The organism is Agrobacterium sp. ICMP 6402 (assembly GCF_009498615.1).
GTDB lineage: Bacteria > Pseudomonadota > Alphaproteobacteria > Rhizobiales > Rhizobiaceae > Agrobacterium > Agrobacterium burrii.
Genome location: NZ_QSNV01000001.1, coordinates 1,437,015 through 1,458,352, shown reverse-complemented (window position 1 = coordinate 1,458,352; position 21,338 = coordinate 1,437,015). Strand labels below are relative to the sequence as shown.

Sequence of the window (21,338 nt, the reverse complement as noted above, 5' to 3'; positions counted from 1 at the left end):
GGCCGGTGATGCGGCTGTGGTCCCGGCCCTTCATCAGCGCCCGCTGCGGGGGAAACGGGCGCTGATTGTTTTCGGCGTGTGGCGCGCCAGAATGCGAGAAAGGTGAGCGTCTGTGCGATGAGCAACGGCGCGATCGAGATGGACCATTGTGCAAGCGTCATTGCACCGTCCTCAATGCCGGGCGGCGGTATCTTGCCAGGCTGAGCACCGGGCAACCGCTATCGGCCTCCTCAAGGGCGCGGCGGGCCTCTACGAGCATGATGGTGCGCGATGCGCGGGCGGCGATCGCGCCGTGCAGGTAGGCGTTGATCTCGTCACTGGCGGCCCTCAGTTCGCGCAGCTCGTCCTCGAGGCGCTTCATGAGTGCGTCCTGCACGCTGCCCAGGCGCTCGAGCTCGTGGATGGTCTTGTTCGCGCTCATGATGCATTCTCCTGCTTGGCGAAGCGTGCGAACATGTCCTCGATATCCGCCAGCTCCTTTAGCGCTTTGGCATATGCGACTTGGGCCGTTGCCTCCGCGTTATTCTTCATCTCGCCTGTGACAAGCTCCATCGCTTGGCAGTATCCATTCGATTGGCAGCCCATGCGCTGGCTCAGTTCTACGCTCGGATTATTCAGGATCGTGTCGCGGCTGACGGTGTCCAGCCATTCGAGCGCGTTCATGAGATATTCTGCCCGGTTGGCGGCTTTGGTGATGCGCTCGGCGAATTGTTTCAGGTCGGTCATGCTGCGCCGCCTTCCAGCGCCTTCCGGCCCTCATCGGTAATGATGTTACCCTCACGGAGCCACTTCCGCTGGTAACAAGTCACCATCGCGCCAGACCAGCCGCCATGCTGGGCTCTGCCTTGCGGTCTGTGAGGCGGTGTCTTTCCAGCTGCATTCTCGAGGATCTTCCGCTGGGTCGGCGTCAGGCGAGGCCCTTGGGCGATCCGCTTCTCTGCCGCTGCCTGCCAGTTGGAGAGGGCGGACAGCGGGCTGCTGGTGGATGTTGACCGGATGCCTGCGAGTTTGATGGATGCGCCGCGCCAATCGGACCTCCACACTGCGCCTTCGTTGGCCTGCAGCTCATCGAAGATTACGGTGACGGCGCGATGGTGCGCAGCCCGCTGTTCGTAGCTGTATGGCGGTAAGGCCTTTTTCCGCTCGGTGATGAAATCGCAAAGTCGTTTGAGATCACTCATGCTTCACCACCTTTCGCGGCCGGGATATACCGCGACACCAGCGCCTCGATCTCGAGGAGCGGGATGCGGCCGCTGGCATGGCTGATGAGCTCGGAGACAAACCACATGCGGGTGTGATCGTCGATCTCTGCCAGCTGCGCCCATCTCGGCTTCTCTGCGATTAGCTTCTGCAGATGGGTCTCGATCTCATCGACGGTAGCTCGTCCCTCCAGCCCAGTTTCAGGAAAAGAGGAGGGGGTGAAGCCGGGATCGTACGCTATGCTGAGCTGCGGCTGGGCCGACGGCATAACGGAATGGGCGAAAAGGCTGATACCGACCCCCGGGTCTGCGACATAAAATGGGTCGTTTGGTCTGACGTGACATTTGGTGCAGTAAGCCTGCCCGGCGGAAAACATATTTCCGGGATGGGTTGCTGCCGCCCATATGTGACCGCAAGTTTCTGTAGGAGATGAAATTTCGGCGATTGCGGTGCGAATGGTCGCAAGATCGTCTTTGACGTTATCCTGCTGGTCGTCATCCTCGAAACCGGCCATGAAGGCCTCGGCACGCTGCAGCGCGTTCAGGATAATTGGCTTGTTCATGCTTCACCTTTGAGCTTCTGCAGGGCAAGGCCGCCGCCAGTGGTGAGGGATATGTTGGGCGCGCGGCCGCGCACCAGCTGCTTTTCCTCGAGGCGCTTGATGGTGGCCCAGGCGAAGCGCTTGTTGCCGACCTGCAGGCGGCCATCGACGATGCGCTGCTGGCGGAAAAAGTCGATCGAGGCCAGCGCGTCTTTCTCTGCGCGCTCGAGGTTCTTGCGCGGATCCAGCACGGCCGGGTTTTCGGTAAGGGGCGTCATCGTCATGCCGCTTCCTCCAGGTGTTCGATGCGCTCCACCGGGTAATTCAGCATCGAGCTATACCCAGTCTCGAGGGAGCGCTGCAGATCGTTTGTGGTGGCGAGCCGATCGCCAACATCGTGAGGCTCGTTAAGGTTGACGAAATGCTTTCCGTCAGCCCATGCCCATGCTTGGAAGGGTCCGGCGTCAACGACCTCGCCGATGGCGCGGCCGTCGTCCTTGACGTCCCACCAGGTGAAATCCTGCCCGCAGTCTACGAAGTGGAAACGGATGATCATGGCTTGATCTCCTTGCACTCGATGCCGGCGCGGCGATCGCGTGCGCAGGTTTCGCATTCAGCGATCCGGCGACGGAACTCGCGCTGGCTTTCTTCGGAAAGCTGCAGGTAGGCGCCGGGGGTCATGTCATGGGTGCGGCAATAGCAGGTGAGCTTAGTCATAGCTGCGGCCCTCCTCGAGCGCCTCATCGAGCGTGCGGCCAAGCGCTGCTAGAGCCTCGTCACGCATGGCGTCACACTCGCTCACCACTGTCTGATCGACATCGTTATAGGTTGAGGCAATCTCCTGCAGCAGGAGTTCGATGTCGCGGACCCGCTTCATGCAAAAGGTGTGAGCCTTCTTCGGTGTGAATTTGCCCTGCATGCGGCGATTGCCCAGTCTGCGGGTTACCTGCTTCATAGCGCCGGCTCCCTCTGCATCTGCTCGCGCGTCCGCTGCGCATGCGGCTGATATTCCCGCTCGAGCTCGCCGACGTAGATATCGACCAGTGTGGGGATGCCTGGCGCTGCGATAAAATTGGCTGCGACCGATGCGTGCGTCTGGATCTGGAAACGCATCAGCGAAACCAAAAGCATCATTGGGTTGCCATGACGGTTGAGCTCGTCGTTGACGAAATCCGCCATGCGCGCGGCGAAGTCGCTGGAAGCGATGCGAGCCATGCAGCGCACATAAGGATCTTCGTGCGTGAGGGCGTCGACGTCTGATAGGCCATAGTGCCGGATCTTGCTCATGCCGCCGCTCCCGCCGCATAGGTGGCAGTCAGCTGGGCGCGGTCTACGTGGATCCGGACGAGATATCCGGATGAGCGCATAGCCTGGCCTTTGAGCTCGCCATACTGGCGCAGCCATTTTTCCATGCCTTCGCGATGCCAGCGCAGTTTCTTCTGCCCGGGCAAAGGTGCCGGCATGCCGTGGTTGATGATGAGGGCATTGCGCTTGGTCAGGAAAGTTGACCTTGCCAGGCCGAGTGCCTCGGCCACCTCTTCCGCCTGCATGAAGCGGTCATTTGAATTCTGGAGCATGTTTCGCGTCTCCCCATTGCTGGATTGCAATGCTGCAAATCAATAAGCGAAAATGCTTATTCTAGCAAGCGCATAATGCAAATCTGCTTAAGCGGTTTTGACGAAGTCGCGATTTCGGGAGCGCTCCAAAGTTTAGCGGTTTGGAGCGCTCCTAAATTTAATGGGCGATAAGTTGTAAGCACAAAAAAGGAGCGCTCCTAAGTTTAATGACTTGGAGCGCTCCTAAGTTTAAGACCTGCTGTCCGAATTGCGACGTTCAGTGTTCCCAGCGGATGAGGCCGACGCGGACCCCGAGAATTGATATGCGGTCTTCATCGACGTGCTCGGGCCTGCCTGGGCCAAGCCGCATGCTGTGTGTCGTGATGAATGGTGCCTGGTACAGCCGCATCACCATCTCAGCGCTGCCGCTCGCTAGATCCATGATCTGCGCCAGCACCACGTCTCCGCTGCTTGCGCGGGCGTTCTGGTCAATAATGGCTATATCGCCGGGCATTACGCCGATGCCGTCCAATGCGGCACCCTTCATAACCCACGCCTCAATACCGTTTTTCCCAGCCCTAGCTGCTTCGACGGCCGCAATAACCCACTTCGGCCATTCGGTATTATCTTGCTTGAGAGGGATTGTGTCAGGCTCTGCCGTTCCGGATCGCGCGCGACCAGGCATCTGGTGCGGCCGGAAACCGGAGTAACTGGCCACCTTCTCCAGCGAAGTCTGCGTTATGCCGACCGAGTTGCTGTTGTCGTTGATGAAGCGCGTAATCGTGGATGCGGCCATGCCTGAATTCAGGGCGAGCTGCGACGGCGACAGGTTCAAGTGTCGTGCAATCGCTTTAAGCCATTCTTTTGTTTCGCGCTGATCAAGTGCCATACGCGCAAAACTAATCCTGTGTGGTGCTAACGCAGTCACTAAAAAACACCTTGCGGAATAAGCAATTTCGCTTATCACATTAAGCAAATCAGTTGACAAGGTGATTTGCATGTTTTCCGACATTGAAGCGAGACGGGCCGCAGCGGGCATCGATCAGAAGACGCTATGCGAGCGCGCTGGCGTTCATGAGACGACTTACACGGCCCGCAAAAACGGTCGTCGGACGCTCTCCGAAAGAACCATAAAGAAGCTCGACGGCGCGCTTGCCGAGCTCCTCAATGAAAAGCGCGCTGTGCTCGATGAAATTCAGGATCCGGAGACGCGGCAATGAGAAAAGCCACGCCCGCGATGCTCTCCGCCCTGTTGTGGCTGAAAAACCGGAACGGCGATGGCGTCTTTGATCGCAACCAAGTGCTGACCGCTGCAGGCGAAAGATCGCCTGTGATGCGCAGCACCTGGTCAAAGCTCGAAAACGACGGATTGGTCGAGCGCTATCTGAACAATCGCCGGCTGCGCATCACTGATGCCGGAAAACTCGTCGACCTACGCGGCGTGCAGGAAAGCGAGGCTTCGGATGACTGACGATCACGATCGCGAATACTGCGCGGGAGGGTGGGCCAAGGCGATCAATCCGGCGCGACCGCGGCTGTTTCCAAAGCCGGATCCGGCGCTTGAGGCGCTCTATCGATCAATGCCGGATGGGCGTTGGTTCGATGCGCTAAAGGATCAGGGCGTTCGGATCGACGATGCGGCTCTCATCATTCCTTCAACCTCGATGCCGATAGCCTCGAGCACAGGCCCAGATGATGATGCCTCGAGATTGAGCCAATCCAATGCGAACTCTTTCGAGACCGCAACGCTTACCGGTTTGCCGGCCATCATTTGTGTGGTGACAGCCTTGCACGCCAAAGCCGTCATCGCCCATCGAAACATGGTTTCGCTGAGATCGTCAATTCTCTCATCCGGCGTCATTTCGCTGCTCCAAAAGTTAAAAAATCGACTTTGCGATGAGTCTCGGAAGGGGCGCAAGTCATGATCCTTGGCGAAGACTGGATCCAGCAGCTGGACGAAAACGCCGATGAGTTGGGGCTTACCGATACCATGGTTTGCATGGGCGGGAAGTCTCCGGAGGATCTTTCCGAAAACCGCGCTTTTCATCTTCGGCTGATCGACGAATTGGCCGCAGAGGCAAAGCTGCGTGCATGGCCGGGGGCGGAATTCTGCTTCTACATGCGCCGCGAGGGCTTCGTTTCCATCTACATCGCGCCTTCGAAGGGCGGCGAATTGACCTTGTCTGGTCTCGCGGATCACCGCGAGGCCCAGAAAACTGCATCCGTTCAGCCGCCCGAGCGGCAGCTGACACTCGTTTGAAATCACATGTTCATGCCGGTTTGTATTGCGTCCGGCCTTTGCTTGCAGGGGCTGATAATGAATTCTGTCGCCGAAATAGATCTGGCGATCAAAGCTGCAGGGTTGATTGAGCTTGAGGTGCTGCGCGCCGCCGGCTTTGCGCCCAGATATCTCTACAATATCCGCACCGGTTTACGGCCCGTCACGCCACGCACGGTCAACCGCGTGCGCCTGGCGATCGCGCAGCTGAAACGCCAGCGGGATCTCGAGCAGAAGGGCAGGGATCTGGAACTGCGGTTTCCGGAGCGCTCCTCCGCCATCCGGTCTTATCGTCTGGCCGTGGCGCTGGTGGCGCACAAGGCCGAGGTGCAGCCGGGTTTCGTGCTTTCCGCCGATCCGTCCAGGCGGGCGACGGCCGACGACCAATGGATGCGGGCAACCAGGCTGCGCCGGCTCGCGATCTACATCACCGTCACCTACCTCGATATTCCGCAGGCGGACATGGCCCGCGCCCTTGGCGTGAGCAAGGCCACCATCTCGCTTTTGCTGAAAGAGCTCGGTGAGGAACGCGAGCGTCCGGAGATCGAGGCGGCGCTGGCCTATGTTGAGGAGGCGTTTCAGTCATGACTTGTTGTTACAGTCACCTCTGCGATGAAGGCGTCAGCTTGGCCAACGATGTTCTTCCAGTAGCTCTCCACGATTTCAGACGCGACGAAATAATGAGGTTCTTCACCATCTCTGCCACGCTCAAGAACTTCGGCAGTGGTCCTGCCGGACATGCTCTTTGGGAAAGCAATTTCCGTTTCGAAGCTCCTCACCGCGTCGGATCGCAGCATCTCGGTCATTTCTTTGGCCGTGTGTGGATCCCATTTCCGAACATCGTTCGCTGTCGGGCTCAGCTCGTTATTGAGATAAACTCTGATGAACAAGCGGGCTTCGTTGCCAACGTTCTGAATGTGTTGAGCGAGTATGCGCTGGCGGCGCAGTTGGATCGCGAAGTTCGTTCGTTGGTGCTTTTCGGCGTCTTTCACCTGTCGGGAAAGATAGAAAATTGTTGGTACGGCGGCAGCCACAGCAGCCCATCCGCCGAGCGCGGAAACCCACTCTCGAAAACAGTGTTCTGTGTCCTCACCGCAAAATGCCTCTCGGCCCCACATCAGGCGGAGAAAGCCAACAGCTATGATCGCGACGGCCACGATCCAGCCCCATCTGTCCCAGTGTTTCTGCATCAGAATGCCCTTTCCCCTTGCGCGAGGACATTAGTTGAATGTGCCTCCCGTTTTCAATGGGGGCGTGCAGCATGAACCGTTCCGATACCTCCGAAATCAAGCAGGCGCTGAAAGACCGCATTGAGGGTCTTTGCCAGCGCCTGCTGCCGACCGGCAAGAGGCAGGGGCGGCTGTGGGTTTCTCACAACCCGATCACCAATGATTTTCACCAGACGCCGGAGCTCAAGGTTCCGCTCGATCGGGACATTGGCGCTTGGACGGATTATCGCACCGGCGAAAAGGGCGATGTGCTCGGCCTGGTGCAATATCTGACCGGTGGTGATTTCCGCGCGGCCATGGATTGGTCGCGTGATTTTCTCGGGCTGCGATCGATGACGGCCGAGCAGCGCCAGGCGATGAAGCGCCGGGCGGATGATGAGCGCCGGAAGGCGGAGGCTCGGGCCGAGGCCGATCGGCTGAAACGCATGGGCAGGGCGGAACAGGTCTGGAACAGCGGCTACCAGGACGGCGCGCGATCGACGGCCGAAGCCCATGCCCGGGGCTATTTCGCGGCGCGTGGTTGCCCGATCGACGACATTCCCAACCGCGATATGCAGACGTTCCGTTTTTCTGCGAGCCAGGAATATTGGAAGCGGGCGCAGTTTCGCCATGAAAACGGCCGGCGCATCAAGGTGCAGGACGGCCCGAAGTTTCCGGCTGTGCTTTCGGCCATGCGCATGCCAACCGGCCAGATCTCGGCCGTGCATATGACATTCCTTTCGCCGCTCGGGCCGCAAAAGCTGCCGGTTTCAGGCGATGAAACCGCCAAGATCATGTTTGGCGAGGCGCGCGGCGCGATGATCCGGATCAGCCACGGGCCGGAAGGCGAGCCGCCGGAAACGGCAACGCTGCCTTATCCGCTCATTCTTTGCGAAGGCGTCGAAGACGGACTTTCGCTGGCGCTTGCCATTCCCGAAGCCCGCGTGTGGGCGGCCGGCTCGCTCGGCGCCATGGCGTCGGCCCCAGTGTGGTTGCCGTGCGTCAGCTCCATCATCGTTGCCCGCGACAATGACTGGGAAAAGAAAACCGCCGTCAAGCAATTCGAACGGGTGATGGAGGAGCTTTCGCGCGCGGAGAAGCCGCTCACCGAGATGACCAGCCACCTGGGCAAGGATTTCAACGACCTGATGAAAGGGGAAAGTGATGAGCTATAAAGCGTGGGGTGATGGCGACAACGACCCGGACTGGCGCGATGACGCGATCGAGCATGGTTGGTGGGATCCCGACGACATCTCGCAGGCCCTCAAAGATACCTGGCTCGAGATCGAGCGCCAGCAGTCCCAAGAGGGATACACCGACGCGCACGACGACGAAGTCAATAAGCAGGGTGAGCTTGCCTGGGCTGCTGCCTGCTACGCCGTCGCCGGCGGGGCCGAGAACCCCGCGTCGTGTGTCATTGGTATGCGTGGCATCCCGCATGCTCTTTGGCCGTGGACTCTTGAAAGCTTCAAACCGAAAGACCGGCGCAGAGATTTAATCCGGGCGGCAGCGCTGCTTATCCGTGAGATCGAGCGTCTGGATCGTGCGGAGGCCAAGTCTTGAGCGACATCGGACATAACGTCGCGGCCGATCAACTGCGCCAGATCATCGAGCGGATAGAGCGGCTCGAGGAAGAGGGCAAAGCGATCAATCAGGATAAGGCCGATGTCTACGGTGAAGCCCATGGGCTCGGCTACGACAAAAAAGCAATCAAAACCATCGTCCGTCTTCGCGCCAAGGATCCCAACAAGCGGATCGAGGAGGAGACGATTTTGCAAACCTACATGGCCGCGCTGGGCATGGAGTAACCACAAGGAGAAAGAGCATGTCGAAACGTAAAGGGCAGACCAATGGAAATGAAGCACGTGTGGCTGAACGAGTTGGATCAGCCGGAAATGCAGTACCTGATGGACTGGACACGGCAGGCGCTCATGACGCCGGCGTCCAGGCTGCAGGAACAGCTCCATCAGCTGACGGCACGGTCACAAACGCCCCGCCGATCGTGGTTGAAACTGATGGCGTCGACAGCGCTGCAGACGGCAAGGGGGTGAGCGATGGCGGGCGGCAAGAGCTACCGGGGCTGGAAGCCGGCGAAGGCGCAACACCAGGCGCTGACGCCAAAACAGCAGATACCAGCCGCGAAAACATTTCGGGCGATATCGGCGTTGGATCCGGTTCCGGATCAATCGAAAATGACGGCGACGCAAGCGCTGATGGTGCAGCGGATGGCGGAAAGGACGGCTCCGTTTCCGGAGAGGCTGACGACCAGCCCGGAAGTGTTGGAGGGGGAAGCACTGCCGCTCCAGGCGGTGGCGATGGAAGTGGGCCTTCCAGTGGCAATGATAATAACCTCGAACATGTCGGCGACGGAAATAAGGATGAAAATGTTAGCGGCGATGATGCGGGTGGATCGGCTGTCTCGTCAGACCTGAAAGCCGCGCTCGAGCTCGCCGGCTGCGAAACGTTGGAAGATCTCGTTGACATGGCGCGGATCGGCTCAAACCTCATGGGCGCGATCGACGACGTCAGGCGTTGCGAGGGTCCATTCAAAGAATGGGCACCTGCAGATGATCCGGTTGAGATCGTTCACGATCTTTATGCTGCTCTGGAACATGCGTGGGAAAAAGCTGGTGCCCTGAAACAATCGGTACCGGAAGACGACAAGCCGTGGTGGCTCGAGATGCCGAATTTGGCAGAGGGCGTCGATCCTCTCGAAATTTCACGCTTTGTCGCCCGGGATGTTTTCGTGGGGGTCCATGGTTCCGTTGAGGTGCTGGGCGCTCTTATCCGAAACGGGCACCCCCTCGAAACACCAGCGATACCCTTCGAGGCGCTTAGCGGTCTGGTTGATCTGGTGCGCCAGATTGGGACGCGCGCGACGCCGGATGTCATGGCGCAGCACCTGATCATCACCAAACATCGCCAGTCTGCAGATCTGACAAAGGCCGAAGAGCTCAGCCTTAAGGCCTTCGCTTCGATCCTGATCGACCTCGACGACTTCGCCGCGGCTGAAAAGAAACGCCTCGAGGAGCTGGTGGCCGAGAAGCCGGAGCCCAGGCCCGTGCCGATCGAGGACACCACGATGGAAACTGTCAACGACACATTGGAGACTTGGTAATGGAAAACGAAGCAATGAAAAAGCCCGTGCGCGTAGACGGCAGACTTTACAGCAACCCGGCAATCGTGCCGGACCCAGTGCGAGTTATTGACGACCACAAGGTCAACCCTGCGAACGACAAATTGACGATCGAGGTCGTCGATATACCCGGCGCTGGCGGAGCAAACCACGCGTATCGCGTCGGTGGTTTTGAGTTGGAAAACAACCCAAGCGCAGGTGACGGGCAGATCCACGATGCCAGCACGTCGACCATGATCTACTTCCAGAATGGACCAATCAGTGAGGCTGGCGTCAACGGATTGACGCAAGAAGTTCTGTTGGCGATCGTGGCCGATCGTTTGCGTTCGTTTCAGGCTGGCCCCTATGCCTGCAGGGAAAACGCGCTGGCGCTGGCAAAGATCGAGGAAGCGCAGCATTGGCTGCATTCCCGCACATTGGCCCGCATGCGCCGGGGCGTCGAAGGCACCCACCAGAAGTAATCAATACCCGCCGCGCCCACGACCAAGCGCGGCGGTCTCCTCTTATTCATGCGGGCAGTTATGGCAAGAAAACCGAAAATTCAGGGTGGCATCCAAGGCATTCGCGCGCAGTTTCTGGACGCGCAGCAGGTGCTGGACGAAAAGAAAGAGCTGGTAGATCCGGACGCCAACCAGTTGCGCGACGGCATCAAGGCCGGCCAGTGGGAAGGCGCGCCGCACCACAACATGCCGCCGAACTGCCCGATTACCGTTTTGGGCAAAAAGGGCGAGACGGTCTATGTCATCAACGCGATCGGCGAGCTCGAGGAGATCACCCGGCACGATCTGCCCACCTTGCTCCGGATCTTCTCGCCATTCGTGAATTACGTGTTCTGGGCATGGCCCGCTTGGTCGAAGGCCAAGGGCGAGCCGGGAAGTGAAGGCTACGTGCCGCCGAAGGTCGAGCGCGTGCAGCGTGACCAGGCTTGGACGGCGATCATAGGCGAGGCGGGCCGCAAGGGTTTGTTCGATCCCCAGAATAATGTGCGCGGCCGTGGCGGCTGGAAGGCGCGGGACAAATTTATCTGGCACAGCGGCAAACACCTGTTTTCCGTCGATGTGAAAACCGACAAGGACAACCGCGCCACCGACTGGCAGCTGCAGGCGGCCAAGCCCGGCGACTATGACGGCTATTTTTACGCCCAGGACAACGACACGCTGCACCCTTGGCAGACGCCGATCGGCGTCAATGACAGCCCGGCGCATATCATCCTGCAGGATCTGATGAGCTGGAAATGGGAGCGGCCCTATATCGATCCGATTTTCTTTCTGGGCTGGATCGGCTCGGCCTTCCTGTCCGGCGCGCTCGATGTGCGTCCTATCATGTTCACCATGGGTGGTGCCGGCACGGGTAAATCGACCTTGCACGGGATCTTGCGGGCGCTTTTCGGATCCGCGCTCTATTCGACGGCCAACACGACGGCCGCCGGCATCTACCAGAACATCCGGCAGGACAGCCGACCGGTTGCCGTTGACGAATTCGAACGCAAGGCGCAGGGGCAGAAAGAGCAGGCCATCATCGAGCTTGCCCGCCAGTCGTATTCCGGTGCCAAGGGCTATCGAGGCGGTGCGAACGGCGATGGTACCGAATTCGAACTGCGCTCGAGCTTCATTTTCTCGGCGATCCTGCATCCACACCTTGGCGTCCAGGACCGCACCCGCATGATCATTCTGAACCTCAATGCGCTGGATAAGGACGCCAACGCAAAACAGCCGCTGATCAAGGAGGAGTGGGGCCGCATGATCCTCCGGCAGATCATGGACGGCTATCATGACTTCTACTGGCACATCCTGCCGAAATGGCGGCGGATCCTTTCCGATCCGGTGTTGTCACTCGATCCGCGCGCGATCGACACTTATGGTACGGTGCTGGCCTGCGCGGAGCTGCTGGTGGGAGAGCAAGGCATGATCGATGCCGGCTTGCATCAGGATCCGACGGCGGACGGTGTGCGGCTGGATCTGGATATGCTTGTGGAAACGCTCGAAACAGCCACATCGGCCGACAGGGCCGAGCAGGTACCGAAATGGCGCGAGGTGATTGAAAAGATCATGGGCGCGAAGGTGGATGCCTACAAGGCCGGCGAGCGCCAGACAGTCGGCAGCATCATCGAGGCGCTGGAAGATCCGCAGCGCTCGGATATGGATATTGAAGCTGCCCGCGCCCGCCTGGCGCTGATCGGTCTCGGCGTGCGCAAGCAGGGAGATCCGTGCAAGGGCTACGCGCTGGCGATCCCCCAGAATGACGACAATCTCAACCGGGTGTTTGCCGACAGCGAATTCAACCACGGGGGCTGGACGCTGGCGTTGAAGCAGGCTCCGCAAACGATTGTGCCGCGTGAGCTTTCCAAAGCGGAAAAGACGGTCAAGATCAACCGTTCGGCGAAGACGGTCACGCTGGTTGACCTGATGGGCTATGATGCGTGGATGGAGGCGGCCGGTTGAAACAACGCTGTCCTCACGCCGATATCCGTTTCTGCCCGCTGTATCATGCCGCCCATATGGACGGCAGCTTTGGGTGCGATGACGGCAGGCTGGATGAGGGCGGCTGCGCCGTCGCACGCGGCTGGGCCTACGATCGTGCCGTTGCCCGCCTTGATGCTGCCATGCCGCGCCTGGTGGCCGAACTGCGATGGAAAGAGGAGGCGGCAGAGGATCGCCTGCAGCGCGACAGGAACATGCGGTTTCTCGGGCTGCACTAGAATGTCCTGCAGGACGCTGAACATTGCCCGCTGGAGCGATCCGGCGGGCTTTTTGCATCTACCAGCGTGATATTGGCCGTTGCGGCCGCTCGGCTTTCCTGTCGCCAGGCAGAACGAATGTGACGCTGATCCGCCGGTTGCCGCATCGAGGACAGCGCAGCCTGCCGGATATGCTTGCCAGCGGGAAATCCCGGCCGCGTGTGGCGACCAGCGTCATCATGTCCAGATCATAGCGCCATTCGCATTTGAGCGCCGCGTGGCCGAGATCCACGCGGCCGTCCACACAGCGTGCGAACAGCTGCCAATCCGCGTTGAATGCTTCTCCGATCGTCTCAACCATGGGCGACTGAATTACCAGAACGGAATGAGAACATCAATTCAATTCATTTTCCCACACCCTGTCCTTATTGCGTCATTTCCCCCGCCCTTTGCCCCCGCGCATTTAACTCTCTTACCCCCGCCCCGTGGCTTTAAAAACGGTGTCCGCGCCGCCGCACTGAACGGCGATTGGAGAAAGGCGACACGAGAGAAGAAACGCCGTGGCCAATCGCTACGAGAGCTTGGAGCAAGTGAGGCGCGGACGGCACCAGCGCCTACCGTTGCGGCCAGTTCACGGCCTATGCCTCCGCTTCGCTTCGGCCTTGTGGCCGCTCACCACGATATGCCGGGAAAATCCCGGCGCTGGCACTTAACACGGGCGAATGCGTCATAGCGTTGACGTTGCGGGGCTTGTCTGCCTTGCCGGGTGCGGGTGGTTGCCAGCGGTTACCACTCGGTTGGCGGCCCGGTAACCGCGATAAATCAACAAAATCAGATGCTTGTGAAGACGGTTGGCGAGTTACCACTATATTGCACCCTTTTACGCGCGCGCGTGTATACGCGTAGATGGTGATTTGATGGTAACCCGGTAACCGGTAGGTATATGTTCCTGATTTTCTTGCATAAAAGCGGTTGGAAAAACGGTTGCCGCCGGTTGGCGAAAGCCCAGACCGCCAACCGGATTAAACAAATAGGGAAATAGCTGGTGAGCGACGAAACCGAGCAAAATCAGGGGCTTCAAGTGGCACACACGCCGCCGGAAAATTTTCCCGGCGGCGATCCGGAGCGCGCCGCCAAGGTCGGAAGCGTCACCGCCCTGGCGGAGGCCGCGATGGCGGGCCTCGCCCAGTCGCTGGCCAGCGGGCAGGCCGAGGCCGAGCAGCAATCCCTCTTGCTTGATGAGATGGACGAACAGCAAAGCCTATTCGCCGGCCCCGTGGCGCATGTCGCGTCAACAATCTCTGATGCGCGCCGGGCGAGGGGGAGGCCGAAAGGCTCGCAAAACAAGGCCAGCAGGGAATTCGCGGCCACGCTCATGCGCATGGGCTATCGCCATCCCGGCCTCAATCTCGCCGCCCTGGCGAATGCGGATCCAGTGAGACTGGCGGTCGAGTTGGCCGGAGCGCGGGCCGTCGAGGGCGTAACGGCTCATGAGCACTTGGACGCGCTGGTGCATACTGGATCGCTCAAGCGCGATCAGGTCATTGGGTTGATCGACAAGGCGCAGGGCCTGATCATGAAGGCCAACGCCGAGTTGCTTCCGTACTTCGAGAGCAAGCAGGCCACGAAGGTCGAGATCGAGGAGAAGCAGCTGGGCGTGATGATCATCGGCCAGATGCCGACCGAACGGCCAGCCGCAGGCGCGGCGCTGGACCTAACACGGGTGGATGCGCCGAGAGAAAAAGATCAATGAAATCAATGCGCATCTGTGCGACTTGTGGCGCTTGCGACATTTGAGCGGCTAACTATCTGTAATCATTGGCGCGACAACTGATCGTAAATCAGTGTGCAGGTTTGGTTTCCGGCCTCGCGTGGGCGGGAAACCGGCTGGCCTCTCTCCCGTGGTGGGGGTGGTTCATGCGGACGCGGGCAGACGCCCGCGACTTCGGTTTGAAAAGCCCCTTCGGGGCCCCCCTATGGGGTGTGTCGCCTCACACACACGGCCCTTTCGGCCATTGCCCGACTTAACGGTGGCGGGCGGAAAATAATCTTTCTGGATCGAGAGGGGGCGCGGGCGCGCGGGCTCTGGGTTTTGAAAGGGTTTCAGGGTCATGGGAAATATCGATGTTGCGCGGTACGTGCCGCCGGGTCCGGTGGGTGCGGCTTTCATTCACTCGCGGGGGCCGATCGATATCATCATGGGGCCGGCCGGCTCCGGAAAGACCGTTGCCAGTTGCATCAAGGGGCCGTTGCTCGCCGCCTCGTACATGCCCGTGTGCAGGGACGGGCGTGTGCGCGTGAAGTTGATTTGCGTTCGCGACACCTATCGAGACTTCGCCCGAACGGCGCTGGCGAGCTGGCACGAAATGTTTCCGGTCGGTCATCCCTGGCAGCGACCGGATAAGGGCTATGAGGGTGGGCAGGATCGCCCAGTGCGGCATCACCTGGTCTGGGAGGCGTATCGTGGTCCCGAGAAGGTGATCGTGGAATTCACGCTCGAAACCGGCGCGATCGCAGACAGCAACGTCATGCAGTTCGTCAAGGGCTATGAGGTCTCGATGGCGTGGGGCAACGAAGTGGACATGATGAGCCCGGAAGTGCCGGGTGCGCTGTTCATGCGTACCGGTCGATATCCTCCGGTGAAGGATATTGCGCCTTCGGAGCTCGATCGTGTTTCCCGCGACGGCCGGGCGGCGATGCGACGCATGGGTATGACGGTCGATGATACCGAAATCACCCTGCCGCGCATGTTCTGGGGGGATATGAACCCGCCGGACGTGGACCATCCATTGCTGAAAGAGGTCGGCTGGGAGGATCCCGAGAAGAAGAACCCAGCCTATAACTTCTTTCGCCAACCAGGCGGCCTTGATGACGGCGCGGAAAACCGCGTCGGCCGCCCGCGATCGGCTTACGAGATGGATCTGCGCGCCATGTCGGAAAACCTTTCTCGCCGCATGGTGCATGGCCTGCCCGGTTACGCCCAGGACGGAAAGCCGGTCTATCCAGAGTACAACGAAAAAATTCACAAGGCCGACCAACCACTGGTGCCGACGCCTGGTCGTGGCATCACGATCGGCATCGATGGCGGCGGATCTCCATCGGCGACCATTGGTCAGCCCCAGGCGAACGGGCAGGATCGTTTGCTGGCCGAGCTGGTGACGGAACCCGGCACGGGACCGACGCGGTTTTCTTTGATGTTGCTGGATCTGCTGATGAGCCAGTTTCCCGGCCTGCCCATCATCGGGATCTATGGCGACCCCGCGATTTTCTACGGCGGTGACACTGAAAACGACGAAATGAATTTTGCGATGACAGTGCAAAAAACCCTGCGCTTCCCAATCATGCCAGCCCCCTCGAACGAACCCGGTGTGCGCCAGGATGCAGTGCGCATGGGACTTACCACGATGATCGACGGGCGGGTGCCGGGGTATCTGGTCGATCCTCGCTGCAAGATGATCCTGGGCGGATTTGCGGCCCACTACAAGCTGACAAAGCAGGCGACGATCGGCGGTACCGACAAACTGGCGGTGGTGAAAAACGCTTACTCGCATCCTCATGATGCTGAGCAATACCGCCGGCTCGGTTATATCGGCCTCGCCAACGTCATTGCGCACGGGGCGAATAGCGCGCTGCCGGCCGGCGTCGTTAGCTTGCATGAGCAGCGCTTGGCCCGCAATCAGCCGAAGCTGCAGCGGCCCGGAGATTTCAGCATATGGGACGTATGAATGTGACCAGTCCTGCCGCCTGGCTCGACTGCCTCGCGTGCGCGGGCGGGCGGGCGCTCGCGCGTAAGGCGGCGATCTGGCAACGATCGAACGGCGAGAGCGTTGCGATGCATATCGATGGCGAGCTGTTGGCGGTCGCTTATCTCGTCCCGGATGATGAAGGGCGATGGGAATTCTGCCTCACGCTACGTCCGCCCGCCCGCGCGTATATGCGTGAGCTCGTCCGGTTTGCGCATTTGACGCTGTTGGCCTTCGCCCAAAATCGGACGGTCATAACCTTCGTGACGGAAAACAACGAAAGTGGCGTGCGCATGGCGCGCCTGGTCGGCTTCCGTCACCAAGGTGCAACCCTCTGGATTTTTGACGGGGAACATCATGGGCGGCATCGTACAGAACCTTTTCGGCGGCGGCGGCAAGAAGCAGGCGGCTGACGCCACGAAAAAGCAGGAAGAAAGCCAGCAGCTGCAGCGCGTGGCGAATGACCGCCAGCTGGCGGAGGCCAACCGCAACAAGCAGGCCGTCGGCGCCACCCGCAAAGCGCCTCGCGGCCGTCGTCTCTTCGAGGATGGCGGCACTGATGCGGGTGGCTCGAGCGCGGTGCTCGCCTGATGGATGGTGATTTCAACGTTGACGTCCAATCCCTGAAAACCCGTGTCGATAACACCTGGGGCGCGCGCTCCCATTGGACGCCGATCTATCAGGAAGCCTATGATTTCGCCGTGCCAATGCGTCGGCCGAGCGGTGGGGCAAACGGCAAGGCCCGTGGGCCTGATCGACTTTTCGACATGACCGCGCCCATGTCCGCGATGTATTTCGCGGGTAACCTGCAGCGGGATCTATTCCCGGCCGGGCAATCCACGTTCGAGCTCGAGGCTGGGCCACTCGCCGCGATGGCGCTCGAGGATGCCGAAAAAAAGCAGTTCAATCGCGAACTGTCGCGGGTTTCGAGGCTCATTCACCCGTTCTTTCTGGCGGGTGATTGGGATACAGCCATCCACGAAATGTGCATCGATCTGGCAGTCGGTACCGGAGCGCTTCTGCCGGTCAAGGGTACGCCAAGCAACCCCATCATGTTTGCCTGCATTCCCTTCGATCAACTGGCGATCTCGACCGATGCTTTCGGCCGCGTCAATCTGGTGTCTTGGCGGCAGCAGTTGCGGCGTGATCAGATTGTTGATGCGTGGCCGAAAGGGCGCTTTCCGGACGATTTTAAGGAGAAGGCGAAAACCAAGCCTTCCGACGAATTCACGGTTTACCAGGATTGGTGGGCAGATCCCATCCCAGGCGGTGGCTGGCACTTCGGCGCACGCATCGACAACACGCTGGGGCTTGTGACGCATGAACGTTACCGGACCCAGCCGATTGCCATTCCGCGCTACTACCGCGTTCCCGGCGAAGCTTATGGCCGTGGTGTTATCCTTACAGCGCTGCCGACGATCAAGACGCTGAACAAGGCGCAGGAATTGGCCCTGAAAAGCGCCGCTATCAACATGCTGGGTATCTGGGGATATCGCGCCGGCGGCACTTTCAATCCGAACACGGTGCAGATGGCACCAGGTCAGTTCTGGGCCATGCAGTCGACTGGCGGGGTACTTGGGCCGGACGTGCAGCGTCTCGATCCCGCAACCGGCAACATGAATGTTGCCCAGATGCTCATCGGCGATCTGCAGGGCCAGATCAAACAGGCAATGTTCGATACACGCCTGCCTGACTATGAGGGGACGCCTCGATCGGCATCCGAAATGGCGGGTCGCCTGCAGCAGCGGGCCAACATCCATATCGGTGCTTTCGGCCGTCTGGTGCGCGAGATCATGCCCGTTGTCGTTCCGCGAGCCGCTGAAATCCTGATGGAATTTGGCATGTTGCCCAGCATCCAGAAGGTGGACGATCTGCTGGTTTCGGTGAATGTCCGTTCGCCAATGCAGGCCGCACTCAATGCCGATCGCATCGCAGCGATTGCCAACTACCACGATATGGTCATGGCCTTTGCCGGTCCTGAACAGCGCGAGCTGTATCTCATCCAGGACAAGGTCATGGAGCGTATCGCCGACGGTTTGCAGATCGACAAGGATCTAATTCCCGACGAAGCCGAGAAGAAAAAAGTTCTCGTCAAGATAGAGGATGCGCGTCGCCAGCAGATGGAGGCGATGATGGCGGCGGAGGTTGCAAAGCAGGCTCCGGGTGCGCTCAAGGATCTGGCCGTGGCTGACATGCGGAGGGCTGCTTGATGTCTGGGCCTTTTATTCCAGAGCGTGCTGCCCAGCCCATGGATCTGCTCGAGCAGCTGACGGAAGACGGTAGTGGTTGGGGTGGGCTGGAAGCGCTGTTCCGTCCGCAGATGCAGGCTGCGCCGCTGCAGCCGCATGAGGGCGTCGCCAAGTTCATGTACGGGCTTTACCACACCGCCGAAGGTCGGGCGATGTTCGAATGGATGATGGATATCACCCTGCGCATGCCTTTGCGCTCAACCGGCCAGACCTTTGAGGAAACCGCGCTCAACACCGCAACGCGGCAAGGTATCAATGGTGTGGGTGAAGCGATCCTGGCCGCGATCGGCCACGGTGGAAAACTTGTCGAAAAATCACAAAACCAGAATGGAGCTGGATCATGAAAAGCAGATTTTTAGGCGGCGTCAATTTCTTTGACCTGATGCTGTTCAATTCGGAAGGCGGTGGCTCGGGAGGTGGCGGTGATGCTGCTGCAGCTGCTCCGCCTGCAGGTTCCTCCGCGTCGGCACCTCCTCCCGCCGACGCGGGCGCGCAGCCGCCTCCATCGGCTGCCGCTCCTCCGGCGGGTGCTTCGTCTCCGCCCGCCGGAGATATCTACAAGCCGGAAGGAATAGCGGATCATCTCGTTGGCAAGAGCAATAACGAGACGATCGACAACATGAAAAAGGCGCTCGACGGTTACCGTGACAGGGACGCCAGCAACAAGGTGGGTGGCACTCCCGAAGCTTATGCGGAGTTTTCCGGTGACATTCCGGACGCGATCCGGCCGCATCTAGAAACGCTGAAGGGTGATCCTATAACGGCTCGCATGCAGCAGTACGCTTTCGATCATAAGGTTCCATTGCCCGTTTATCAGGGCATGGTCCAGCAGTTCCTGTCGGTCTCGTCCGAAATGGGTCTGATGGAGCCGATCGTTGACGAGAAGGCGGAGCGGGCCGCGCTCGTCCCGGACGTCGCCAAGCACTTGCCGGAGGGTGAGCAGCGTGTGGCCGTCGAAAAGCGCATGAATGAAAATTATGCATTTCTCGACAGCGTTGCCGCCAAGGGAGCCGAAAACGGTGGCTTGGCTAAAGATGACATCGAATTTGCCAAGGCGATGCTCGGCGACAGTGCCAAAGGCCATCGCATGTTCGAATGGATCCGAGGCGTTGCCGGCGGCGGGCAGGGCAATGGCCCAGCCATGCAATTTGGCGGTGGTGGTGGCTCCGATATAAAGGCGGATATCGCTCGCCGGCAGGGGCTTCCTGAAAACACGTGGGGCAGCCCCCAGTTCAATCAGCAGAGCTATGAGCAGCTTCAGGCAGACCTGAAACGCGCCTATCCCGACTGACGCACTTAACTGCTCCCGTCCGCTGGCATGATTTGCCTGCTACCGGACGGGAGCGACCTGGGCGGCATGCTGGCTATCCTTCACCGGACCCGGTAATGCCCGGCTAATCGGCCCTCACGGTGATTTCGTCCATCACTTCACAGAAGAGGGTTTTCAATGCCTGTTTCCACATGGTTCCGCGAAGAGATCAAAGGTCTTGTTCGCGCCCGCTACCAGGCCAAGGGCGGTTATCTCGATGGCACCACGCTGCCGGGCGAAAGCTCCGCCGGCACGGTCAAGTATCCGGTCGGCGGCGGTCGCGTCGATATGTACGAGTTGACCGGTGCAATCAACAAGGTCTCTCCGTCTGCCGTCAATCTCGACATGGTGACACTCGTCACCAAGGATTACGAAGCGACAGTCTATTTCCGCATGCAGGATGAAAAGCGAATGGGGCCGAGCCTCAAGGCGAAGCTTGCGGATGACCTCACCAAATCGCAACGCCGGAAGAAGGATCGTATCAAGCTCGATGCGCTTAACGATTTCGCCAACGCCGGCGCATCGCTCTCCGACACGCCGAACGCAATCCAGACGATCGGCGACGGCACGGCGCGTGTGGATCTGCTGAACGCGATCGACGCCATCGACCAGATCTCCGGCGCCGGCTCTGATGACGAGGTTTTCTGGCCGATCCCGAATGTCTGGATGTCCCAGCTCCTGATGTACAAGGAATTCAATAACTCGGATTATCAGGGGCCGTCCGATCTGCCATTTGCGAAGGCCAGCAAGGTCATTCGCAAGACGTTCCGTGGCGTGCATATCTTCACCATGCCGGATGAGTATTTCACCTACGGCTCGGGTGGATACGTGCCCGGTACTCCCGGATTTACCGGATCCAACTATCTCGACACGTTCATGTGGACGAAGGAAGCTCTTGGTTCCGAGACTTGGTGGGATCAGGAAAACATGACCATGGATCCCCTGCCGGATTACGAAGGCACACCCTATGTCTGCAAGGTGCAGCTTTCCAGCGCCTCGATCGGCATCCTGCCGGAAGGCATCAAGCGCGTCCGCAATCTCGCCATCAAGAGTGCCGTGCGCATCTAATCAGCCCAATCGCTTCGCCGGATGACCGGCGAAGTCCTTCTCTCCTTCATGGGAAACTGAAATGGCACATGTGAAAAGCCAGTTGCGCCGATCCAACTCGATCACCCTGACCGGCAACGTGAAGGTCCATACCTTCGACTATGCGACGAACCACACCAAGGCGGAGATGATCGCGGCCGGTTACTTCAATGAAAGCCGCGCGGCTCTCACCAAAGCGTCAATCATCAATGCCGTCTTCGATGTGGACGGCGCGCCCGGATTTGCCCGTTTGATGTTGGCGACTGTTCCCGCAACCGGGAATATCACCGTCACGGATGTTACAAATCCGGCGTGATCTTCGGCGCGCACTCAACGATGGGCCGTGGCCGGTATT

The 21,338-nt window shown here is 59.7% G+C and carries 34 protein-coding genes; 21 read left to right on the top strand and 13 right to left on the bottom strand.

The window, feature by feature from the left end:
* Positions 1-157: 157 nt before the first annotated feature.
* The 11 genes from DXT96_RS07435 to DXT96_RS07385 form a co-directional block, all read right to left on the bottom strand.
* The gene (locus tag DXT96_RS07435) at positions 158-421 is read right to left on the bottom strand and encodes a hypothetical protein (RefSeq protein ID WP_153514030.1); all 264 of its coding nucleotides are present in this window, start codon (positions 419-421) and stop codon (positions 158-160) included.
* Positions 418-726, bottom strand: coding sequence for a hypothetical protein (locus DXT96_RS07430; protein ID WP_153514029.1), 309 nt, complete (start codon positions 724-726; stop codon positions 418-420). Before DXT96_RS07430 ends, DXT96_RS07435 begins: the two co-directional genes overlap by 4 nt.
* Positions 723-1,181, bottom strand: coding sequence for a hypothetical protein (locus tag DXT96_RS07425; protein WP_153514028.1), 459 nt, complete (start codon positions 1,179-1,181; stop codon positions 723-725). Before DXT96_RS07425 ends, DXT96_RS07430 begins: the two co-directional genes overlap by 4 nt.
* The gene (locus DXT96_RS07420; RefSeq protein ID WP_210251584.1) at positions 1,178-1,714 is read right to left on the bottom strand and encodes a hypothetical protein; all 537 of its coding nucleotides are present in this window, start codon (positions 1,712-1,714) and stop codon (positions 1,178-1,180) included. The genes DXT96_RS07425 and DXT96_RS07420 overlap by 4 nt, the downstream gene beginning before the upstream one ends.
* A gap of 44 nt (positions 1,715-1,758) precedes the next feature.
* Positions 1,759-2,025, bottom strand: coding sequence for a hypothetical protein (locus DXT96_RS07415; RefSeq protein ID WP_153514026.1), 267 nt, complete (start codon positions 2,023-2,025; stop codon positions 1,759-1,761).
* Positions 2,022-2,297, bottom strand: a complete 276-nt coding sequence (locus DXT96_RS07410) for a hypothetical protein (protein ID WP_153514025.1) — start codon at positions 2,295-2,297, stop codon at positions 2,022-2,024. The genes DXT96_RS07415 and DXT96_RS07410 overlap by 4 nt, the downstream gene beginning before the upstream one ends.
* Positions 2,294-2,458 carry a hypothetical protein gene (locus DXT96_RS07405; protein ID WP_153514024.1) on the bottom strand — a complete coding sequence of 55 codons (165 nt, stop codon included), beginning with the start codon at positions 2,456-2,458 and terminating at the stop codon, positions 2,294-2,296. Before DXT96_RS07405 ends, DXT96_RS07410 begins: the two co-directional genes overlap by 4 nt.
* Positions 2,451-2,696 carry a hypothetical protein gene (locus DXT96_RS07400; RefSeq protein ID WP_153514023.1) on the bottom strand — a complete coding sequence of 82 codons (246 nt, stop codon included), beginning with the start codon at positions 2,694-2,696 and terminating at the stop codon, positions 2,451-2,453. The genes DXT96_RS07405 and DXT96_RS07400 overlap by 8 nt, the downstream gene beginning before the upstream one ends.
* A complete protein-coding gene (locus DXT96_RS07395) occupies positions 2,693-3,028 on the bottom strand; it encodes a hypothetical protein (RefSeq protein WP_153514022.1) in 336 nt (111 codons plus the stop codon). The genes DXT96_RS07400 and DXT96_RS07395 overlap by 4 nt, the downstream gene beginning before the upstream one ends.
* Positions 3,025-3,318: an AlpA family transcriptional regulator gene (locus DXT96_RS07390; protein WP_153514021.1), complete on the bottom strand. Its 294-nt coding sequence runs from the start codon at positions 3,316-3,318 to the stop codon at positions 3,025-3,027. Before DXT96_RS07390 ends, DXT96_RS07395 begins: the two co-directional genes overlap by 4 nt.
* A 256-nt stretch (positions 3,319-3,574) precedes the next feature.
* Positions 3,575-4,186: an XRE family transcriptional regulator gene (locus DXT96_RS07385; RefSeq protein ID WP_194287575.1), complete on the bottom strand. Its 612-nt coding sequence runs from the start codon at positions 4,184-4,186 to the stop codon at positions 3,575-3,577.
* Positions 4,187-4,295: 109 nt separating this feature from the next.
* Between DXT96_RS07385 and DXT96_RS07380 the strand changes: the two genes are divergently transcribed.
* The 5 genes from DXT96_RS07380 to DXT96_RS07360 are packed head-to-tail and all read left to right on the top strand — an operon-like array spanning position 4,296 to position 6,163.
* Positions 4,296-4,517: a helix-turn-helix transcriptional regulator gene (locus tag DXT96_RS07380; RefSeq protein WP_153514019.1), complete on the top strand. Its 222-nt coding sequence runs from the start codon at positions 4,296-4,298 to the stop codon at positions 4,515-4,517.
* On the top strand, positions 4,514-4,768 hold the full coding sequence (locus DXT96_RS07375) for a hypothetical protein (RefSeq protein ID WP_153514018.1): 255 nt from the start codon (positions 4,514-4,516) through the stop codon (positions 4,766-4,768). The genes DXT96_RS07380 and DXT96_RS07375 overlap by 4 nt, the downstream gene beginning before the upstream one ends.
* Positions 4,761-5,222, top strand: coding sequence for a hypothetical protein (locus tag DXT96_RS07370; RefSeq protein WP_153514017.1), 462 nt, complete (start codon positions 4,761-4,763; stop codon positions 5,220-5,222). Before DXT96_RS07375 ends, DXT96_RS07370 begins: the two co-directional genes overlap by 8 nt.
* Positions 5,219-5,557 (top strand): hypothetical protein, encoded by a 339-nt coding sequence (locus DXT96_RS07365; RefSeq protein ID WP_153514016.1) that lies wholly within the window; start codon positions 5,219-5,221, stop codon positions 5,555-5,557. Before DXT96_RS07370 ends, DXT96_RS07365 begins: the two co-directional genes overlap by 4 nt.
* A 57-nt stretch (positions 5,558-5,614) precedes the next feature.
* Positions 5,615-6,163 (top strand): hypothetical protein, encoded by a 549-nt coding sequence (locus tag DXT96_RS07360; RefSeq protein ID WP_153514015.1) that lies wholly within the window; start codon positions 5,615-5,617, stop codon positions 6,161-6,163.
* Here DXT96_RS07360 and DXT96_RS07355 read toward each other — a convergent pair.
* Positions 6,154-6,765 (bottom strand): hypothetical protein, encoded by a 612-nt coding sequence (locus DXT96_RS07355; RefSeq protein WP_153514014.1) that lies wholly within the window; start codon positions 6,763-6,765, stop codon positions 6,154-6,156. The two genes, DXT96_RS07360 and DXT96_RS07355, sit on opposite strands and share 10 nt — an antisense overlap.
* 71 nt (positions 6,766-6,836) lie before the next feature.
* Between DXT96_RS07355 and DXT96_RS07350 the strand changes: the two genes are divergently transcribed.
* From DXT96_RS07350 to DXT96_RS07320, 7 genes are read left to right on the top strand one after another with little or no spacing between them, the layout of a single operon-like run.
* On the top strand, positions 6,837-7,958 hold the full coding sequence (locus DXT96_RS07350) for a toprim domain-containing protein (RefSeq protein WP_194287574.1): 1,122 nt from the start codon (positions 6,837-6,839) through the stop codon (positions 7,956-7,958).
* Entirely contained in the window at positions 7,948-8,346 is a 399-nt protein-coding gene (locus tag DXT96_RS07345; protein WP_153514012.1) for a hypothetical protein, read from the top strand. The genes DXT96_RS07350 and DXT96_RS07345 overlap by 11 nt, the downstream gene beginning before the upstream one ends.
* On the top strand, positions 8,343-8,591 hold the full coding sequence (locus DXT96_RS07340; protein WP_153514011.1) for a DUF2312 domain-containing protein: 249 nt from the start codon (positions 8,343-8,345) through the stop codon (positions 8,589-8,591). Before DXT96_RS07345 ends, DXT96_RS07340 begins: the two co-directional genes overlap by 4 nt.
* A 17-nt stretch (positions 8,592-8,608) precedes the next feature.
* Complete coding sequence (locus tag DXT96_RS07335) at positions 8,609-9,901, top strand: hypothetical protein (RefSeq protein WP_153514010.1); 1,293 nt, start codon at positions 8,609-8,611, stop codon at positions 9,899-9,901.
* Positions 9,901-10,380 (top strand): hypothetical protein, encoded by a 480-nt coding sequence (locus DXT96_RS07330; protein ID WP_153514009.1) that lies wholly within the window; start codon positions 9,901-9,903, stop codon positions 10,378-10,380. The genes DXT96_RS07335 and DXT96_RS07330 overlap by 1 nt, the downstream gene beginning before the upstream one ends.
* A gap of 60 nt (positions 10,381-10,440) precedes the next feature.
* Positions 10,441-12,360, top strand: a complete 1,920-nt coding sequence (locus tag DXT96_RS07325) for a hypothetical protein (protein ID WP_153514008.1) — start codon at positions 10,441-10,443, stop codon at positions 12,358-12,360.
* Positions 12,357-12,617 carry a hypothetical protein gene (locus tag DXT96_RS07320; RefSeq protein WP_153514007.1) on the top strand — a complete coding sequence of 87 codons (261 nt, stop codon included), beginning with the start codon at positions 12,357-12,359 and terminating at the stop codon, positions 12,615-12,617. The genes DXT96_RS07325 and DXT96_RS07320 overlap by 4 nt, the downstream gene beginning before the upstream one ends.
* Positions 12,618-12,675: 58 nt before the next feature.
* On the opposite strand, the gene DXT96_RS07315 is transcribed toward DXT96_RS07320, so the two are convergent.
* Complete coding sequence (locus tag DXT96_RS07315; protein ID WP_153514006.1) at positions 12,676-12,957, bottom strand: hypothetical protein; 282 nt, start codon at positions 12,955-12,957, stop codon at positions 12,676-12,678.
* A 684-nt stretch (positions 12,958-13,641) separates the two neighbouring features.
* On the opposite strand from DXT96_RS07315, the gene DXT96_RS07310 reads away from it, so the two are divergent.
* The 9 genes from DXT96_RS07310 to DXT96_RS07270 all read left to right on the top strand — a co-directional run bounded on the left by DXT96_RS07310 (position 13,642) and on the right by DXT96_RS07270 (position 21,299).
* A complete protein-coding gene (locus tag DXT96_RS07310; RefSeq protein ID WP_153514005.1) occupies positions 13,642-14,349 on the top strand; it encodes a hypothetical protein in 708 nt (235 codons plus the stop codon).
* 358 nt (positions 14,350-14,707) lie between these two features.
* Positions 14,708-16,321, top strand: coding sequence for a hypothetical protein (locus DXT96_RS07305; RefSeq protein WP_153514004.1), 1,614 nt, complete (start codon positions 14,708-14,710; stop codon positions 16,319-16,321).
* Positions 16,318-16,752 carry a hypothetical protein gene (locus DXT96_RS07300; protein ID WP_153514003.1) on the top strand — a complete coding sequence of 145 codons (435 nt, stop codon included), beginning with the start codon at positions 16,318-16,320 and terminating at the stop codon, positions 16,750-16,752. Before DXT96_RS07305 ends, DXT96_RS07300 begins: the two co-directional genes overlap by 4 nt.
* Complete coding sequence (locus DXT96_RS07295) at positions 16,697-16,930, top strand: hypothetical protein (RefSeq protein ID WP_153514002.1); 234 nt, start codon at positions 16,697-16,699, stop codon at positions 16,928-16,930. The genes DXT96_RS07300 and DXT96_RS07295 overlap by 56 nt, the downstream gene beginning before the upstream one ends.
* Complete coding sequence (locus DXT96_RS07290) at positions 16,930-18,549, top strand: portal protein (protein ID WP_153514001.1); 1,620 nt, start codon at positions 16,930-16,932, stop codon at positions 18,547-18,549. The genes DXT96_RS07295 and DXT96_RS07290 overlap by 1 nt, the downstream gene beginning before the upstream one ends.
* The gene (locus DXT96_RS07285; protein WP_153514000.1) at positions 18,549-18,932 is read left to right on the top strand and encodes a hypothetical protein; all 384 of its coding nucleotides are present in this window, start codon (positions 18,549-18,551) and stop codon (positions 18,930-18,932) included. Before DXT96_RS07290 ends, DXT96_RS07285 begins: the two co-directional genes overlap by 1 nt.
* Positions 18,929-19,879: a hypothetical protein gene (locus DXT96_RS07280; protein WP_153513999.1), complete on the top strand. Its 951-nt coding sequence runs from the start codon at positions 18,929-18,931 to the stop codon at positions 19,877-19,879. The genes DXT96_RS07285 and DXT96_RS07280 overlap by 4 nt, the downstream gene beginning before the upstream one ends.
* A 156-nt stretch (positions 19,880-20,035) precedes the next feature.
* Positions 20,036-20,965, top strand: coding sequence for a phage capsid protein (locus DXT96_RS07275; RefSeq protein ID WP_153513998.1), 930 nt, complete (start codon positions 20,036-20,038; stop codon positions 20,963-20,965).
* A gap of 61 nt (positions 20,966-21,026) precedes the next feature.
* The gene (locus DXT96_RS07270) at positions 21,027-21,299 is read left to right on the top strand and encodes a hypothetical protein (protein ID WP_153513997.1); all 273 of its coding nucleotides are present in this window, start codon (positions 21,027-21,029) and stop codon (positions 21,297-21,299) included.
* The last annotated feature ends 39 nt before the right edge of the window (positions 21,300-21,338 follow it).